At 58.2% G+C, this 18,108-nt stretch carries 15 protein-coding genes, 1 tRNA gene and 1 pseudogene; 9 read left to right on the top strand and 8 right to left on the bottom strand.

All coding sequences use genetic code 11. The annotated features are described in order from the left end of the window. The first annotated feature begins 151 nt into the window (after positions 1–151). Positions 152–1,042 (top strand): hypothetical protein, encoded by an 891-nt coding sequence (locus tag ABGM93_RS02900; RefSeq protein WP_321503324.1) that lies wholly within the window; start codon positions 152–154, stop codon positions 1,040–1,042. Between the two features lie 449 nt (positions 1,043–1,491). Further along, a pseudogene (locus tag ABGM93_RS02895) lies at positions 1,492–1,681 on the top strand (recombinase family protein); the annotation flags it as partial. A 93-nt stretch (positions 1,682–1,774) separates the two neighbouring features. Here the strand turns inward: ABGM93_RS02895 and ABGM93_RS02890 are convergent. The 6 genes from ABGM93_RS02890 to hsdR form a co-directional block, all read right to left on the bottom strand. Beyond that, positions 1,775–2,788 carry a restriction endonuclease gene (locus ABGM93_RS02890; RefSeq protein ID WP_321503322.1) on the bottom strand — a complete coding sequence of 338 codons (1,014 nt, stop codon included), beginning with the start codon at positions 2,786–2,788 and terminating at the stop codon, positions 1,775–1,777. A gap of 268 nt (positions 2,789–3,056) precedes the next feature. Continuing rightward, complete coding sequence (locus ABGM93_RS02885) at positions 3,057–3,542, bottom strand: hypothetical protein (RefSeq protein ID WP_321503319.1); 486 nt, start codon at positions 3,540–3,542, stop codon at positions 3,057–3,059. A 29-nt stretch (positions 3,543–3,571) separates the two neighbouring features. Next, entirely contained in the window at positions 3,572–3,919 is a 348-nt protein-coding gene (locus ABGM93_RS02880; RefSeq protein WP_321503316.1) for a hypothetical protein, read from the bottom strand. Continuing rightward, positions 3,916–5,316 carry a restriction endonuclease subunit S gene (locus tag ABGM93_RS02875; protein WP_321503314.1) on the bottom strand — a complete coding sequence of 467 codons (1,401 nt, stop codon included), beginning with the start codon at positions 5,314–5,316 and terminating at the stop codon, positions 3,916–3,918. Before ABGM93_RS02875 ends, ABGM93_RS02880 begins: the two co-directional genes overlap by 4 nt. Next, entirely contained in the window at positions 5,313–6,752 is a 1,440-nt protein-coding gene (locus ABGM93_RS02870; RefSeq protein ID WP_321503311.1) for an N-6 DNA methylase, read from the bottom strand. The genes ABGM93_RS02875 and ABGM93_RS02870 overlap by 4 nt, the downstream gene beginning before the upstream one ends. A gap of 67 nt (positions 6,753–6,819) precedes the next feature. After that, complete coding sequence (gene hsdR, locus ABGM93_RS02865; protein ID WP_321503308.1) at positions 6,820–10,236, bottom strand: type I restriction-modification system endonuclease; 3,417 nt, start codon at positions 10,234–10,236, stop codon at positions 6,820–6,822. Between the two features lie 612 nt (positions 10,237–10,848). Between hsdR and ABGM93_RS02860 the strand changes: the two genes are divergently transcribed. From ABGM93_RS02860 to rnhA, 7 genes are all read left to right on the top strand, one after another. Beyond that, the gene (locus tag ABGM93_RS02860) at positions 10,849–11,421 is read left to right on the top strand and encodes a recombinase family protein (RefSeq protein WP_321503304.1); all 573 of its coding nucleotides are present in this window, start codon (positions 10,849–10,851) and stop codon (positions 11,419–11,421) included. 733 nt (positions 11,422–12,154) lie between these two features. Then, on the top strand, positions 12,155–12,466 hold the full coding sequence (locus tag ABGM93_RS02855; protein WP_321503300.1) for a hypothetical protein: 312 nt from the start codon (positions 12,155–12,157) through the stop codon (positions 12,464–12,466). Positions 12,467–12,687: 221 nt separating this feature from the next. Further along, a complete protein-coding gene (locus ABGM93_RS02850; RefSeq protein WP_321503296.1) occupies positions 12,688–13,119 on the top strand; it encodes a hypothetical protein in 432 nt (143 codons plus the stop codon). Then, positions 13,116–13,349: a hypothetical protein gene (locus ABGM93_RS02845; protein WP_321503294.1), complete on the top strand. Its 234-nt coding sequence runs from the start codon at positions 13,116–13,118 to the stop codon at positions 13,347–13,349. Before ABGM93_RS02850 ends, ABGM93_RS02845 begins: the two co-directional genes overlap by 4 nt. Positions 13,350–13,377: 28 nt before the next feature. Further along, on the top strand, positions 13,378–14,028 hold the full coding sequence (locus tag ABGM93_RS02840; RefSeq protein ID WP_321503292.1) for a hypothetical protein: 651 nt from the start codon (positions 13,378–13,380) through the stop codon (positions 14,026–14,028). Beyond that, positions 14,016–15,299: a hypothetical protein gene (locus tag ABGM93_RS02835; protein ID WP_321503290.1), complete on the top strand. Its 1,284-nt coding sequence runs from the start codon at positions 14,016–14,018 to the stop codon at positions 15,297–15,299. The genes ABGM93_RS02840 and ABGM93_RS02835 overlap by 13 nt, the downstream gene beginning before the upstream one ends. 165 nt (positions 15,300–15,464) lie before the next feature. Next, positions 15,465–15,971 carry a ribonuclease HI gene (gene rnhA / locus ABGM93_RS02830; protein WP_321503288.1) on the top strand — a complete coding sequence of 169 codons (507 nt, stop codon included), beginning with the start codon at positions 15,465–15,467 and terminating at the stop codon, positions 15,969–15,971. A 153-nt stretch (positions 15,972–16,124) separates the two neighbouring features. Here rnhA and ABGM93_RS02825 read toward each other — a convergent pair whose 3' ends face one another. After that, the gene (locus ABGM93_RS02825) at positions 16,125–17,717 is read right to left on the bottom strand and encodes a DUF6538 domain-containing protein (RefSeq protein ID WP_321503286.1); all 1,593 of its coding nucleotides are present in this window, start codon (positions 17,715–17,717) and stop codon (positions 16,125–16,127) included. Positions 17,718–17,813: 96 nt separating this feature from the next. Then, positions 17,814–17,889: transfer RNA gene (locus ABGM93_RS02820), tRNA-Val, on the bottom strand. Positions 17,890–18,108 lie beyond the last annotated feature (219 nt).

Raw genomic sequence — 18,108 nt, 5'->3', positions numbered from 1 at the left:
AACAGAGGTTTGGAGGCGGACGTTGTGCCCAACCGCAGACGCCAAAGAACTCGTTATGTGGAAGGCTCCGCCGCTAGATAGCATCGTTGGACATTCTGGACGAAAAGGGATGTAATTGGCCGAGATTGGTCCTCCGATTAAGGGTGTTGACATGTTCGGTTTCATCGAGAAGTCGCAACTGAAGATGCATGAATCGAACCTCGGACATGCATATGACTTTGCTCAAGTGGGAATTAATAACGGCTTGCGAATGGGCGACTTCTTTTGCGAACTTAATGATGAATTAGAGGAGACCTTTTGCATTAATATGCTATCTGACCTCGAAAGCCTCTTAGAAATTCCAGTTTCCTCATCAGATCTTATAGCTGATTACTTTATGAAAAAAGCAGATAAATTTGCGAGAAGCGGAGACACACTATATATGTATTATTGCTGCGACATCTTTTGTGCGCTATTCCGAACAAAATCGATTATGGCACGCAGACCCGCGCTAGTTCAGCGTACGGCAAATTATACGTATCGTGCTCTTTCATTAATATCGAATTGCTTAGAAATTTGTACAAAGAAACAAGAAGCTCTTTCTGCGACCACCGCACTTGAATATGAGGCTGAGGAAGAGGCCGACAAAGAAAATGCCTTGGTCATGGTTCGAAAGCTCGTGATGCGACTAGGAAATGACCTTACTGACTACGGAGTAGCCGTCGCGTTGTTGTCACTGGAGAGTGGCTACAGCGTTGCAGAGACTGCATCTCACATCTCTGTTGTTACGTTTGCAAGAAACTTAAAGAGAACAGCAGACGAGGGAGACATAGTCGCGTTGATCACTCTCGCAGAAGTCGGCGTAGCCACGGCTGAGGTGCTAAAAGAACTCAAAGATGACGACTTAATCCGCGACGAAATTTGGGCAAATGATGTTCGCGCTATTAGTAAGATGATGAATCCGAGTCCGGAAGCGATGGAATGGGCTGACAAAGTCCTATCTGATCCGGTAATTGCAAAAGAGCCGGTCGCAGTAAGTCGAATATTGTTCAAAGACAGATAATGACAGCATCACGATAACAATTTCATTTTCTTGGCCGACGGCTGTCTTACTGGTTTCAAATGGCAACTATCCCGTATTTCGATAGTCCACATGGAGGAGTTCGGTTTTATAGCGCACCAGCTAGGCACCGAACTAGCCCTTTCAAAACGGCACAAAAATCCGAAGTGCCAACCTCGACAGGTGAGGAGCGAACGTTCCCCCCGCTGGGTGCCTGACCGCTGCCACGTCCCTCCCCGGCATGGGCATGGCCAACGCCCTTTGCGAGGCTGGCGCTTCAAGCACAGTGGCAAGTTGCAGGAGGGCGACAGACCCCACACGCTTCTGTCCGCAAGGGTATACCTCCACGGACACCCTGCGCTGCCCCTTCCAACCTGTCCGCAAGGATTGAACTCGCTCTACGGGCATCCGATTCCGCGGACATAGCCTGTTCGGGCACATTCGGAGGCATCATGTCCACCAACCTCTATGCCCGCGCCTCCACGTTCGACCAGAACCTCACCCACCAGCGCAGCCAAGCCGAAGCGGCGGGGTGAGGCGTTCGTGGTCCGTTGGATTGACCGTCTGGGCCGCAATTATCAGAACGTGACGGGCACCATTCGCCACTTCATGCGGCAAGGCGTTGTGATCCGAACCGTGATACTCGCCGCGAGACCCATCTGGCGGAGGGGACAGCAGCCAGCATAGCCCACCGCTTTCCAAACCTTACGGTGGGCTGATACCGTTCCGCCCCTTTCATCCAAGATCCGGGACGTAGATTTGACGAAGCGGGATCAGCGTTCGGTATCGCGGGGACAGTTCGGCATAGTGCTTCACGATCAAATCGAAGAGTTGTTCGCCGTCGATCAGGCGCAGTTTTGACAGGTTGCGTTCCGATTGGCGTACCTTCGGTGCAAACGCCCCCAGTGTTACAAACAGCCCGTATTCGCCTTCAACCAAGGTTCCAAGCAACTCGCGGACCTGCGTTTCGTTGATCTGGCTCGTCGTCCGCTTGCACTGCACCTTGATGATTGGAGGCTCGAAACCAAGCTTGTCGTTGTGCGCGATAACGTCGATGCCGCCATCAGATGACTTCTGTGTAACGCGAACGGTGTAACCCATCCGTTCCAGCAAATGCGCGATGAAGTGTTCGAACTCATGACCGGACAGGCGCTCATGTATGCGCTTGATGACAAAGTCCTCGGTCGTTTCCTCTGCTTGCCGCGTGACCGTGCTAGACACGCTGTCGTCATCTGGAAGAGCATCCTGATCGTCTTCCGGTTCGCCCGATGCGCTTGGATCAATCTTTCCCAAAAACTCAGCCGTATGGTTCTTGATCCGGAACAGAGTGATAAACGATCCAATCTCGTAGAGGGCCGATTGATTGAACTCGCTGCGGGGGAAATGCCCAAGCCATTCGACCGTGCGCGAGTTGGGAAAGCCGTCATCATCGTCGGCAGGGCCAGTTTCGTAGATAAACTCACCTGTGAATTTGCCGATATTCACCATGCGGTCGTGTTTGGATGGGTAAACGACATAGTCGCCCGCATTGATCTCGTGCACAAACCGGTAAATGACGCCCGCTTCGACCGGGATCGCGCCCTGTTTCTTTTCCGGGTAAGCAGTGGCAATTGCAGTTTTGATAGCCTCCCGATCCTTTGGAAGCTTGCTCAAATCACCCATCTTGGCCCAGCCTATGGACACCCGACGCTTGTCGATGGCGTCCAGCCCAATGCCGATAGGCATATGCAAACCCCAGACGTTCGGCATGACTGTCCCTCTTACAACAACTTCGGCAACTCGGCCTTGAACAGCCCCTGGATAGCCGGACACTTTCTTCCCTCATCTTGAGGCCCGGAGGCCATGATGGGCTACTTCGGAACTCATCATCAAGGTCACTTGGGACCAGCACGATGTTTTTAAAGCAGGTCCGCCCTGCTGAGAAAAGAACATCGTTGCCAGGTTTCATCCGACGCGCACGGGATGGCTGCTTTGCGGCCCGATAGGCTTTGAGATTCAATCGTCTTCTGTCTGGGACCTATTCGCTCGCGAAGGCCTCCGCCCATTCGAATACGCGACTTTGTTGCTCCTTGAGAAAGGCCTTCTCGTAAGTGACCGAATAGCCGAGCGCCTGTGCGGCAGCGACGAACCCTTTCAGGGTTTGCGGCTCCATCTCTCCGGTGTCGCTGTGCTTCTGGTTGACGACAATGGCGCTCAGCAGCGGCCAGCCTCGCCGGTGGGCATATTCGACGAGGTCACCCAGATGCGTGGTCATCGCATAGTGAACTGACGAACAATCCGCACAACTTTTGTCGGCGAGTTCCTTGTAGGAGAGAAAACGGCGATCCTTCGCCGCCGCCAAGACCGCCCGCGTGGTCGTATCGAAATCAAGCCCCCGCCCCTTTCGACGGCCCCACTCCTCCAGAAGGCCGGGAAAGGCCGGATCGCCAGTCTTCTCCAGGCGCCGATAGTTCGCGATCAGATTGTTCAATTCCTCGTCAGTGTAGTCGCCCGCCTTCTTCATCACTCCCTCCCACTGAAGCAACGCGCGACCTACGCTGTCACCAGACGGCCAGTCTTTTTCCGCAAGGATAATTTGAGATGGTATGGGTCGACCTGCTGGAACAGCACGGCATCTCCGGGTTCGGCACCTGTTGCCTCGAAGAACTTACCGACAAATGTCCGGTCCTGAAAGAAAGTGCGGGGCTTTCCAGCCATGTCCGTTGTTACGAAGGTGTCGGTGTCCAGACTGCCGAACTCCAGGTGAATGGTTCTGCGAGCGGGAGCATTCTTGTCGGTCCCGCCGAAGACATCAGGTGGCAACTTGTCCCTGAAGGTCGTGTGATAGATATGAGAGTGGGTAAAGTTGGCGGCTGTGAGCGCGCTTTCGAAAACGGTCATGCTTTCTTCCCCCGTCCACGTTTCGGCTTTGGTTGTGCGGCCCGTTCGGCCTTGATGCGGTCGAGAAGGACGGAGGCGGGTTCGTCGTTCGGGTCCTGGGGCACGAGTTCGCCCCGGAAAGCCTTGGCGAGGATAGCCTCATCCAGCTTATCCGTCAGTTCCAGTGCCCGCTTCGCTTCGGCTGCGAGCCGGTCGATCTTCTGGAAGGCGCTCTCGATGCGGCGGACGATTTCCTTTTGTTCGGTCTCTGGAGCCAAGGGGACTGGGAAGTTTGCGAGTCCTTGGCGTCCGATATGTTGTATGTTTACACCCTGAGTACTCGCCACAAATCGCCCGGCTCGCGCGGTCAGCAAGAAGTAGTAGTAAAGATACTCAGACGAACATTGGCTAGGTTGCACTCGAAGAAGTGTATTCTGATAACAGCAATCAGCGATCTCTCCACGCCAAATAGTGGGCTTCCCGACCTCCGTTGGACTTCCTGAGCCTTCGTTCAGCAGAACGTCTCCATCCTCAAGTTGGAAGCGCTTGAAGTCTGAATCATCGAAGTTCATTTCCTTGACGTCGTTGGTATCGATGCCATGCCAAGTGATGTTCGCAGAACGGAGGTAGGGGCGCATTTGTGGCCCGGTGTGGTTCTTAGGTGAGCGTTGCCGACCCAGCCCAACATGTCCAACTTGGTCTGTACGGCACCAAGTCCATGTATTGGGTACAGGCCAAAGCGCGGCCACATGGGAACCATTGTCAGCTTCGATGACGTTCAAATTGACGTCGACGTTTTTCGTAAGTTCCCCAGAGAACGCCTTAGAGAGCACGGCTTGCTTGTAGCGTTTGACGAGGGTTTCGATGCGGTCGAGGGCTTCACGGGCGCGGGCGTAGCGGGCGCTCAAGGCGTCCAGCTTGGCGACAATGCGCTTCTGCTCGGCTAGAGGCGGGAGGGAGAGAGTGGTCTGTTCAAGGTACTGCTTAGGGACCCGTCGCTGTCCGACGGCGCCTGTCATCGATTGTTCAGCAGTTCGCCGAAAGCTTGACTGCCGCAGATAACGCCAGAGAAACGCGGGCTCCACCGCCCCCTCACTCCGCAAGACGTGAAACTCGGTCGATCCACAGGCCATACTGTTGGTCAGCTGTTCTGCTACAGCGATCTTGCCGTTTTCCATGCAAGGCGTGATCTTCGCAAAGATGACGTCCCTTTCCTGGAAGTGCGTGTAGCCTTTCCATACATCGCTCAATGGCTTGGTCTGTGAAAGATCGATGATGGTGCCAGTCCTGTCATCGACCGCTGGCATTGGGATGAAGGAGACTTCTTTTTGGCGGTCCGAGTTGGGGTCGTGCTTCGGATTGAAAGTGACCAAATCGGTCAGCGGCTGGATGGTCCACCCCTTCGGTAACTCACTCATTCCGCACCCTCTTCCAACTCCGCACTCAGCGCCTCGATCTCCAGCATGGCCGCCTGAAGATGGCCCAGGATTGCCGCCGCGATGTCTTCCGGTTCGTTCAGTCCCTCTTCCGCTTCGTCCTCGGCCTCGCGCAGCCATGAAATATCGAGGTTGTCACCGCGCGCCGCGATTTCCTCGCGGGTGAAGCAGCGCCAGCGGCCTTCCTCGCCCTGATCCTCGCCGCGCTCCGCGCCATACGGATCCGCGCCAAAGGCTCCCACGAAGTCGGTGAAATGATCGTCCGTCAGCTGGTTGGTCTTGCCGAATTTCGGCATCTGGGCGCGCAGGTCGTAGATCCAGACCTCGTCCGTGTTGCCGGTGTCGGTCTTGCCCTTCGTCAGGAAGATGACGTTGGTCTTCACGCCTTGCGCATAGAAGATGCCGGTGGGCAGACGCAGGATGGTGTGCAGGTCGCACCAGTCCATAATCATCTGACGCAGCGCCTTGCCGCGCCCGTCCTCGAACAGCACATTGTCCGGCACGACAATCGCCGCGCGGCCGCCGGTTTTAAGCGAGCGGATGCAGTGCTCGACAAAGGGCAACTGGTAGGAGGAGACACTGGCCGTCACGGTCAGGTCATCCCGCGTCGGTGCGCCGCCCGCCGGTCCGAACGGCGGATTGGTGAGGATCAGATCGGCCTTGCCGAGGCGCGCGCCCTTGTCGGACAGGGTGTCCCCCAGATCCACATTGTCGCTGTCCAGATCGTGCAGGTAGAGGTTCATGAGCAGCAGCCGCAGGGTGCCCGGCACGTTCTCCATGCCGTGGAAGGCCTGATGCTTCTGGAACTTCTGTTCTTTCTCACCGAGGGTGAAATAATCGTCGGTGCGGGCGCGCATGTAGCGATCCGAGGCGATCAGAAACCCGCCGGTTCCCGCTGCAGGATCCTGAATCACCTCGCCCGGTTGCGGCTGCATGAGCCGGACCAGTACATCGATCAGGACGCGGGGCGTGAAGTACTGCCCCGCACCGCGCTTGGTCTCCTCGGCGTTCTTCTGGAGGAGGCCTTCATAGAGGTCGCCGAACTGGTCACGCTCGTCGGAGAACCAGTCCAGATCGTCGATGGCCGTAATCAGCGTGGTCAGGTTCTGCGGTTCGCGGATGAAGGTGGAGGCATTGTCGAAGATGGCCTGAACCATGCGCGGAAGGCTGCCTTCCGGGTCGCCGAGTTTGGTCAGCGCCTCGCGGTAGACCCTGAGCTTCTGCATGGGTTCCGCCTTGACCAGCGCATCCCAGCGATAGGCTTCGGGGATGTTGCCTTCCTCTCGTTCCCGCTCCGCCATCATTTTCAGAAAGAGCAGATAGGTCAGCTCCGTGACGTACTGCTGGTAGGTGATTCCGTCCTTGCGCAGGACGGCGCAGAGACGCCAGAGTTTCTGGACGATGGCATTGGCGTTCATGAGAGTTCCATGCGGCGGGTGTTTGTGTTGATGTCAGGCTTAATGCGGTGGTGCCGATTTGGCGAGGTCACGCCGCAGAAGACCCCCAGATTGCTTCATTGAACTGCTGCAGGACGGGGGCAAGATCCTCCCCGAACTCGCGCGAGATGCGGGCATAGCCGCCCCGGTCGGCAAAGCTTCCCTGTTCCAGCAAGCTCGGGTCCGCCACGGGCTTGTCTTTCAGCGCCCTTGCGATACGCCGCAGCCAGTCCCTCTGACGCTGGGACCATTCGCGCGACTTCTCGATTGTCTCGACAGCCGCATCCACACGCCTGGCATAAGGGATCAACGGATCGCCCAAGGCCGCCTGACGGACATAGCCGATGATATGGGCCGCAATGTCGGCATTACGCGCCTTGGTATAGGCCGCCTGAAGCATGGATTCAGAGTAGTTCTTCTCGTCCAGAAGGGCGGCCAATTCGGTCAGTTCCTTGCGGGTGAGATCGCGCGGCTTCTGGGTCACGGCGATCAGCGCGGGGATCTTGTTCATGTTCTCGCGCACGTAGCGCTCAAAACCCTCGATGTAGTCCTCCGGCGTGGTGTTCTTGCCGAAGATCTCCTCAATGCGCAGAAGCTCATCCTCGTGCGGGGAGATGACCACACCATCATCCGCGTTCCCCTGACGCAGGGGCTTGCGTTCCAGAAGCTCCACAGCGCGCGGATACTGCCTTAGCCAAGCTTCCAGATCCGCTGCAGGGCTTGTCGAGAGGGCCTCGATTGCGGCTTCCGGCGTCTGGCCCGTGTGATGCTCGAAGCTCTCGCGGGTCTCCTCGTCGATCTTGCCCGCCTGAGCGCGCATCTTGACGATGACCTGCCCAGCCACCCAGGCCTTGTCCTCGTCGTTGGGCGCATTGAAGAAATCGGAGACGAGCTGCTTCAGCGGCAGATCCGGCTTCACGACCACCGGCCTCATGTCCGACATCTCCTGCAACTCGGCATAGAGGTCCACGGCGTCGAAGATCCTGAAATGCTCCTTGCGGATGGCGGGGCACAGGCGGGTCGCGCGTCCGATCATCTGGTCATAGAGGATGCGGCTCTTCACCCGCCGCAGAAACACCAGATTGCAGATGGTCGGTACGTCCATGCCGGTGGTCAGCAGGTCCACCGTCACCACGTATTTCGGGTTCGGGTCGTTCTTGAACTTCAGGATCCAGTCCTGGGCCCTGTCCGTCTTCCCGGTGATCTTCTGGACCATTCCGTGCGGGACGGCGTTCTCACCGTACTCGTCCTTCAGTTCCTCGATCAGAAGCCGGACGACATCGTCGGCGTGATCGTCGCGAGCAGCAAAGATCAGCGTCTTGCCGGGCTGGTCCGGCGGGATTTCGCGCGCCAGCGCCTGACAGACCCGACGGTTGAAATTCTCCGAGTAGACCTGCTTGTTGAAGGTCGCGAGGTCGTAATCGAGTTCGACTTCGTCGGGCAATTCGAAAAGGTCGATCTGGCCGGTCTTGCGGTCGATGATCTCGACCTCCTCACCGCCCTGAAAGTGGATGCCCGCTTCGGCCAGGGCCGTGACGATGCGCTTGGGCGGCAAGTGGTCGATCAGGTAGCCTTCGACCACGGCCTGACGATAGCCGTAGTGATAGACGGGATGTCCGAAGATCTCCCGCGTGTGCAGGGCGGGTGTCGCGGTCAGGGCCACTTTCACCGCATCGAAATAGTCGAGCACCTGACGATAGGCGGACTGATAGTCTTCAAGGCTACGGAAGGTGATGTCGCTCTCGCGCAACTCGGCATCCAGCGTGTAGCCCCGGTGGGCCTCGTCCACGATGATGCAGTCATAGGTGCCGGGCGTCGGGCGCTTGCTGACGTCTTCGGCGTCGTTCTCGATGCGGGAAATGAGCGACTGGACCGTCGCGACGTGGACCTTGGTGTCCTTTTCCGGGAGCTTGTCTGCAAGACCGGCGACACCATAGACCTGCGCGAAGTTGAGCATTCCTTCCAGACTTGTGGTCTGGAGGGCATCCTCGGTCTGCTTGCCGAGCGCTGTGCGGTCCACCAGAAACAGAATGCGGTTGAACCGCTTGTGCTTCAAAAGCCTATACATCAGGGCGATGGCGGTTCGGGTCTTGCCCGTTCCCGTCGCCATGGAGATCAGGATCTCGCGACTGTCCTGCGCTATGGCGTTCTCGATGGCGTCGATGGCCTCTTCCTGATAGGGCCGCAGAGCGCCTTTGCCGAAGCTCTTTTCAGCCATACCTTCAGCCGCCGCATCGACATCGATTTCGAGCTTGGCGAGGAGATCCTGAGGTGCGAACCACTGGCGCATGGCAGACGGATGATTGGTGCTGCGTCTCAGGTCGCAGTGCCAAATGCCTGACTTGTTCTGCCACTGGCGAACGAAAGGACGCCCGTTCGTGGCGAAGATGAACGGCACCCGGAAGGGATCGTCCAGACCGTGCTGCCATGGACCGCCCTCGGCAACGTTCTCCGGCCCCAGAACAAGTGTCCTGGCGTAGCGCTCGGCCTGTGCCAGCACACCGGGCACGTCTGCAGCCTCACGCTTTGCCTCGATAACCCCGACGCAGGTTTCCCCGACAAACAGCGCGTAGTCCGCCCTGCCGCCCTTCGCGGGCCATTCGGCGATTGCGAGGTTTCTGCCCTTTTCCGGCCGCGTGCCCTTTCCGTGGAGCAGCGACTTACTGTCGGCTTCCCAGCCCATGTCGATCAGTTGCACGTCGATCAGAAGGCGCGTGTCTTCCTCGTCAAGCTCCAGCCTGTCAGCGGCCTTCCAGGCGGCCTTCTGGAGCGCCATCTGAAGCTGCTCCGGCTCAGCCTCGGCCTTCTTCTGCAGACCGGCCAGCTTTGCAGCGAGTTCGGCTGCCGTGGCCTCCTGAGCCAGCGCCGTCTTGGCCCATTCCTCGCTGTCCTCTTGGGCTTGCCTCGCAAGCTCCTCTGCCGCTGCCTTGGCTTGAGCCAATTCCTCCGCCGATGCCGCTGCCTTTTCCAGAAGCGCTTCGGCATCCCGGACGCGCTGCCGGTATTTCTCGATCTGCTCCTCGGTGTCCTTGTCGAGGTCGGCAGAACTCTTAGGGGGCACGAAGGGACCGGGCTTGAAATCGGGATCCCGGCCATAAGACCGGCGGTACCAGACGCCGAGGCTCCGGCAGAACTTCAGGGCCGAAAGGGCAGCACCTGGACTGCTGGTGAATTCGTGATTGGCTTCGTTGCCATGTCGACGCACCGCATGAAAGACGTCCACGACTTCCTTGGGGAGGACCTGGGAACCGGAAAGGCGGCGCAGCAGGTCGTTGGTCGTGTCTCGGCTCTCCTCATCGTAAAAACCAGAGAGCGCAGCAATCTCCTTTACCATGTACTCCGCAAACTGGCGGCTCTTCATCAATGAAGTGTTCGGATCTTCGACAAAATACCGTTCAGCCCTCAGTCCAAGTTGATGCAATTCCGGGCTGAGATCCTGCAGGTGATCGAAATTCGTTGAAGACATCAGAGGAAGCCTTTCAAATCATATATTTACAATGTCAGATTTGAGAGTTGCCGTGTCAAGGCTTCCAGCATCTCGGCTATCGCGCTGAGAGTAAAGTTGTCCGTCGCCAGTGTCTCTTGGAAGCACGGAAGCTCAAAGCCGAGTTCGCCAAGGCCGGGCCCCTTTCGCTGAGCGGCTCTGCAGCACCGTTCACTCAGGAGATCCGCCGAGCCGTCGTTAGCAATCACGGTAACTTCGGCCAGACCAAGCGCCAGTGTATCCGTCAGGCTGGATAAGGCTCCGGAACAGATCGCAGGGGTGGCAGCAGATGGCTTGAACAACGCAATAGCCCGGCAAAAACAGCGCAAAAATCCGAAGTGGCAACCTCGACTGACAATGAGTGCGGATCCCCCCCATAGGGGTCCACGACCGCCGTCACTGCCACCCCAGCATCGACACGAAAATGGACTTCGCAAGACTGGCGCACCTAGACCTGCGGGCAATTGCAGTGGTGACCGGCCTTATGCGTCAGTCGTTTGCAAACCTATACATAGTTCACACTCCTGCTTGACGCGTGAGCTTTGCGTGAACTAACTAACTGTGATCGGATGCTTTAGAGGAAAGGTGACAGCCATGATCGTCGGATATGCGCGCGTCAGTTCCATCGGACAGGACCATGCTGGTCAGATAGAGCGGCTGAAAGTGGCGGGGGCTGAGAAGGTCTACCAAGAGAAGCAGTCGGGCCTCGACCGGGATCGACCGCAGCTTGCAGAGGCGCTGCGCTTCGTGCGCGAAGGAGACGTGCTCATCGTCACTAAGCTCGACCGGCTTGCACGTTCAGCGGCTGACCTCCACAGGATCGTGGAAGACCTCGCCAGCCGCGATGTCGGCTTCCGTGTGCTGGACGATCCGTCGCTCGACACAACCACGCGTACGGGCAAGCTGGTCTTCGGCATCCTCGCATCCATCGCCGAGTTCGAGACAGCCATTCGCCGAGAACGCCAGATGGAAGGCATCGCCAGAGCGAAGGCGGAAGGCAGGACAGGCGGAAGGCCCGCGAGCGTCACTGACGAACACCGTGAGGAAATCGTTCGGCTACGCCGCGAGGGAACCTCTATCAGAGCCATCGCCACCACCGTTGGCTTCAGCACCGCGACCGTTCAGAAGGTCCTGAAAGCGGCTGACAAGTCCCCTGAACGGGCCTGAACGACCCCATCAGAGCGAATGCGGGGAACTTGAAGTGCCGGTTCGACAGCTTACACGCCCTGAGCAGCGAGAAGATCCGACACACATCCTAGAGCAGTGCTTGGAAAATTCGCAGGGCAGGAAGTGGCTGAACTGTCCTTTCATCGGACCGACCCAAAAATTTTTGGGCACAAATGATCGATTTGGGCACATGTTGCGCCCCAAAACCCGCTGAAATCATTCATTTGCAAAGGATATATTATTCTATGTGTTTGTTTTTATTGATATTTTTTTCGTTTCAGCCATTGACGCGAGCGCCGTAGCTTCCTATCTTTCGGACATCGGAGCGCTTCAGCCCCGAACGGCATACCGGTACGGCGGGCGTTCCGCCGACTTGAATCCGCGTACCCCACCCAAGCGGCCCGACGGCCCCAACCAAAATCTCAAGCGACGATCCCGAAGGGGACCCTAATCACGGAACCAGCCGGTTCCGGGAGCAGGAAAGGCGTCTCCTTCGACAGGCTCCCGCCAAACGGAGCCTGGGCTCTTTGACAATTGAATCAGAAAACCCGGAACAGCTCGAAAGGCTCAACCGGGGCTGGAATAGCTCGCCGGCTAGCAAGCAGCGGAGACGCTTCGCGCGAAGTCTTGCGAAGATGAAACAGAGCAAACGCACACGAGGCAGGAACTTGCCTTTTTATTAAAACAATCCGCTCCCGTCTTCCTGAGGGCGGATACGAAAAGGAAATGAACTATGGAATTTCCAACAATCGACAACTCCATTATTCAGGCCCTCCAAATCATGGCAGAGGAAACGATCACCGAAGTCGTGGCGGGACTGGATATAAAGACGACGCTTCACGGCACCGCGTTCACGCTTGAGGACGGCGTGTTCATCTCCCTCATGGAGGCGGGCTTGCTGTTGCAGCGAGCCGCTCGCATTCTGGCGGAGACTGAAGACCTTACGAACCCAGAGATGCGGATAACCATCGCCGAAGGGCTGCAAATCGCAATGGATGCCCAGCCATTCATTGATAAAGCAGCACGAGCGCGCGCCTCTGCATGATCCGGCAGTGCCACGTTCCGCATTGTTCGAACCCGACCGCCTCTCGTTACTCACCTTATTGTCGACATCACAAGTCCGTCTTGCGTCGTCACGGCGCGACAGGACAGAGCGGCATTCGAAAGGCTGAACTCGGGCCGTATCTATCACGCCTACGTGCCCGCGTTGCGAAGAACCCCGACAGCCCGTTATGGCCCGAACTGGATCTCGCATGGCGAACAATCGTGGCCGACGCGACAGCAACGGCCAATAGACAGGTCGGCAATCGCTACGAGCGATCCGCCGCCCACGAAATCCTGAACATCGACGCCGATGCCCCGGTAAGGGAAATCGTCCTGACGGCTCTTGCACTCTTCATCATGTGGCACGACCGACCTGGACGTTTTGTCGATGATCGCGCGTTCAGGATGCAACTCGCGAAGCGCATCCGCGCACTCTCCTCACGCCATCGCGGCTCCCGCTATGACCACGCGACCGGCCGCCAACATCACATCTACCGCGAACTGACACCCAAAGCCGGAGCCATCATCGGCCACAAGCTGGCGCTCGTCTTCGGCTTCGCGGGGCTGCAACTCGCAAAACTGGAGGAAGAAGAATGCAAAGCCGCCGAAAAATCCCGAACAACCATCATCAACTCAATCAAGGATCTGAAATGACTATCCAAACCAACAAAACCGCCCGTACCGAAGCCGACAGCCTGGACGTTCTCTTTGCCGAACTGGAGGAAAGCGGCGACCTGCGGGTGATCGAAGAGGACGAGACGACCGAGTTCAAGACAGTCTCGACCGAAGAATTATTCGACATGCTCAAGGCCCGTGTCCTGAAGGGCTTGCCCCCGCACGTCCGCCGAGAAATCGAAGCCAAAGAAACATCCAACCGCGCCTGAACCCCACCAACTGGAAAAGGAACACTGAATGAACTTGAACGCTACGAACACCGCCGTCCGGCACCCGAACGCCCCCATCCCCTCGGAAAGCGCCATCCTCGCACTTGTAGCAGAGGGAGATGAATACCCCCTCCTCCGCAAGGCCTCCCGCTTGGGCAATGAGCTCGCCCTCTTGCTTAGAGGCGGCAAGAAGGCACACCCGAACGTCACCAGCGCGGTCACCGTTGCAGCGGAACTGGAGTTGCATTTGATGGCGGTCCAGCGCTGCTTTCCGGCTCGGCAGAAACAGCACAATGAACCGGAACCCCGCCCGGACGTCCTATCCAGCAATGACCTTCCGACCGTCATCGGCTCTGCGGCCTCCGACACGCGCTATATCAAGTACCTCACGGAGGGCGGCATGGGCATGTCGGCGAATGTTGTAGGACCGCTCCGGGTGATCTGCGGGCTACGGGACAAGCTCGCCGTTATTCAGGAGCTCTGGCCCGAACTACAGGACGATGAAGCCGTAGCAGAGCGCGCCCGACCAAGCCGCTATGAGGGCCTTCTGCAAAAACTCATCGCTTCGGGCGATGTGTCCGCAGATATCCTGGCCCTGAAAAACTCAGAAAAAGCCTTTGAGCGGATCAAGGCGCCAGCCGAGCAACGGTTCGCCAAAATGACGGATTGCAGTTGGTGATAGCGGACGCCCTGCGCGAAAGGAAATTCCGTCACGAACTGTTCCCCGGAAGCGTCGCCCTTGCGGCGCTTTCCGAGGAGATTGTTACTCATGTCCTCCAGTACGAAGTCGCATCCTCCATCCGCCGGAGGCAACGCAAGGAAGCAGACCTTGAAGCATTCCGAAACGCAGTCGCTGTCATCGTCGCCAACCTTGCGCATCTCATAGTGTTTCCGGGAGATGATAGCGGCGGCATCATCCTCCCGCTGGGCCATGCTCGGGGTCACCGATCGAGTGACTTACCGGGCTTCGGGAAGGCACTAAAAGCGACAGTGGAGGCCCTTCAAGCTATTGATGTGCTTACTATCGTCTGGCCCGACAATCCCTCCCATGCTGCTTCCATTCGTCCGACCAGAACGTTTCGGCAACAGGTCGAGACCGGTGGCATCAACCAGCCGACCGACTTCGACCGGCGGTCGATGATCGATCCCGTAAGCCTGACCCGCAAGGACATCTACGGGCGGCGAGAGGAAATTCCCCTCCCGTCAGCAGCAACGGAAGCGCTCCGGGCAGAAGTTCGCCTATTCAACGCTTGGCTCATCCGTGCTGATCTTGGTTATGAGGGGCCGGAGAAGATCGACATCGCCGACAGGCTGCTGCGGAGACGGTTCAACCTGCCTCCCAACGTCGAGAGCCCGTGCCTTGATTACGGCGGGCGTCTGTTCGGCGGCTTTTGGCAACCGATGAAACGGACACTTCGGCATCACATACGCATCGGCGGCGAGCCCATCGCCGAACTGGACTACGGACAGATACTTCCGCGTCTGGCCTACGCGAGCACTCAGCAGGAGCCACCCTCGGGCGACATCTACGACCTCCCGCTGCCCGCAGCGTGGCGGACAGAGCGTTGCGTCGTGAAGAAAGCCTTCAACACGCTCCTGTTCTCGACAAAGCGGCTCAGGGCATGGCCCCTTGAGATCGCGCGCAAGCTTCCCGCTCTTGGTCCAGACGAACGGGCCTCGGTCGCGCGGTTCCGCAAAGCACTACTTCACCGACACCCGGCACTTCGTCCGATACTTGAGACTGGTGTCGGTCACGCCCTCATGCACACGGAAAGCCAAGTTCTCTGTTCCGTCCTGCACGAGTGCTTAAGCAAAGGCATCGTCGTTCTACCGATCCATGACGCCGTGCTCTGTCCCGTCTCCACCGTCCCTGCGGTGAAGATGATCATGGAGACGCAAGCTTTGCATGTCTCCGGTTGTTCCATCCCTGTCGGGGTGGAGCATTTGTAGGAGCAGACCTTCGTCTGCCCTCGTCAGTCTTGCCCCTGATCAAGGCTGGCTTCGCACACGCCCCCCTCGCCGCACCATAACCTTATCTATCCACCTCACTCCCCCTTAGTGAGGCCCATAAGGCGAGAGGGCACATTTCCGACAATCCGAACTGAAAAGACCCGAATGACACATCACGAAACTGCGCAACACATCACGATCCACACGGACGGTTCCTGCTCCCCCAATCCGGGACCCGGTGGATACGCCGCCGTGCTTCGCCGCATGGACGGCAAGACCCAACTTAAGCGGAAGATCATCAAAGGGTTTGAACCGCGAGAGACGACCAGTGTCCGAATGGAGATGATCGCCGTCCTCAAGGCGCTGGAATTCCTGAAACCCGCTGAACCGCAGCCAATCCACATCTATTCCGACAATGACCTTGTGGCCAACGGCATAACTCGATGGCTTCAAGACTGGATCGGTCGCGGCTGGCGAACGGCCCAGGGAAAGCCCGTCCAGAACGTCGACCTATGGCAAGCCATTGTCGCCGCCACGAAGGGCAAGCGGATCACTTGGAATTGGGTCAAGAGCCATGCCGGAGATCCTATGAACGAACAGGCAGACCGCATCGCCAGACGACAGATGGAAATAGCCCGCGACGAAGTCGGAGCAATCCTCTTCGCCGTCTAGCCGTCCCACATCTCCCACCACTCGGCCCCTGACGTTGCCCGCGCTGGGGGCCATTTCGTTTTCCCACTATCCCAACACACAGACAGACATCGCCATATGGCAAAAATGTTCGGAACGAATGGTCAAATCAGCCCGCTCCGTCCTATTTGACTATCAAGCGTTCAAATACGAAGGAACCTTCCTCATCTCGCGCATAAGGCCCGGTAGCAGCGCCTCGCTCCTGCCGTAGCCTTCCCCGGATTCGCCCGTCACACGCCCGGTGATGTAGTTGCGCGCAGCATCCAGCACCCCGCCGACGACACACACGTCCTCGAACAGGTGCCGCCAGCCGTGGTTCGGGGCGAGTTCGGCACGGGTTATGCCAAGCTTTCCCCTGATCCACTCAGCAACATTGCCTTGCGCTCTAGTCGAGAAAATCCGTTTCGCCGGCTTGCCCTTCAAGCCCGTCACGAAGGCAATCAAGCCCTCCCGCTCAAGGTCGGGATGCACAGGCACACGGCGTTCGCTACCGGCTGTCTTGAGCGTCTTTCCCCCCATTGTGGTCAGCCGATAAAACCACTGGCCGTCCACCTGAAAGAAGTCCGCAGCGGTCAACTGCGCCACCTCATTGATACGCGCGCCGGAATAGGCGCAGAGCCAAGGCAGCCACCGCTTGTCAGGCGAGGTTTCGAGACGCGCAGCTTCAAGCACCTTTCGCGCCTCTGCGAGCGTGAACGCCCTCTCCGCACTCGGAACGGTCTGATAGGAGGGCGGCTCGACAATGGAGAGCGGGTTTCCTGCCGGGAACAGATCGCCAAGACTGCGCCTCCGCGCCCACTCGACCACCGTCCGCAGGTTCTGAAGGCGTTGCGAAATCGTGTTGTTCGATAGCAGCTCAGCATCGAGCATGGATTGAAGCCACGCATCGGCCTCCTTGGCCGTCACGGTGCTGACTGCATCGTCTCCCCGGAAGGCCACAAACTCACTCGCTGCCGTGCGGTACTTCTTCTCGGTCGCCCTTCTCAAGGGAAGCGCAGTCATGCCGGAAGCACGGCGCTTAACCTCCTTGTCTATCACGCCCTCAAAGGTCAAAGACGGGGCAGAAACGGCCACAGGAGTCTGATCACCGGGCGAGATGAACTCAGGATACTTCCCTGCTCCTTCATCCTCTGAATAGTCCCCCTTGGCCTTTGCGAGGTTCACCCGCGCGGCTTCGGAGAGACTGAGAATGCACCGCTCAATAAGCTGGCTACGGCTTTCCGGCGTCGTCACGATGCCCTGCCCCGCCAGAACCCCGTCCACCAACTCGCCGCATCGCCGGTCCATGTCCAACGCGCGTTGCTTCTCCTTGTCCTTGTCGAGAACAATGCGCAGCGGTTCAAGACGCCCCTCCCGAGCCGCGCGATTCACCTTGAGCACGTTCTTCCATATCTCCGGAGCGCCGGGATTTTCATCGAAGGCATCGATAAACCCCTGACGAAGCGTCCCCGCCAGCGCCATTATCTGCTTGTGGCTGAGCGGCTTCGGACCACTCCGCAGCGTCTGCCAGAAACCCTGAAGCGCAGCGTGGGCTTCGCTGAAGCGCGCCTTGGCTACTTGCCGGTCAGACGTTCGCAACGAGACTTTGACGAAATCCCGGATAGTTGCGCGGCGTGGCGCTCCATCGACAGGAAGGGACACCACGCGGCCATTTGCGGCCTGTCTAAGGTCAGACGGAACGCGAACGCGCAGATACCAGACATTTCCGAACTGGGTGGGGGAAGGCATGGGAAGAAGACTCATTGTGCACCAGCGCTGTGTACCAGTTGGAGCGCCGGAAACCCAATGAAACGGGTTTATGCAATGAAATCAACGACAAAGAAATGGTGGGCGGTGAGAGACTCGAACTCCCGACATCCTCGGTGTAAACGAGGCGCTCTACCAACTGAGCTAACCGCCCTTTTCACACGCCGGTCAAAGCCGGTGCGATCTGCTGGACCGGGACCAGTCTGATCCCTTCACAGCGTGGCACCGTTTAAGGGCAAAGCTGCCAGAATGCAAGACGGTAGAGCCACCCCGCCCCCATCCGCATGTGGACAGATGCCCAGACCCTGGCCCCGCAACGCCTGCGCCTGCGCCCCTAAATGGCGCAGACTTCGAGATACAAAAAAGCCCCGTC

It is taken from the genome of Breoghania sp. (genome assembly GCF_963674635.1).
Lineage (GTDB): Bacteria > Pseudomonadota > Alphaproteobacteria > Rhizobiales > Stappiaceae > Breoghania.
Note: the sequence above shows the minus strand (reverse complement) of the source record. Positions and strands in the feature narration are given on the sequence as shown.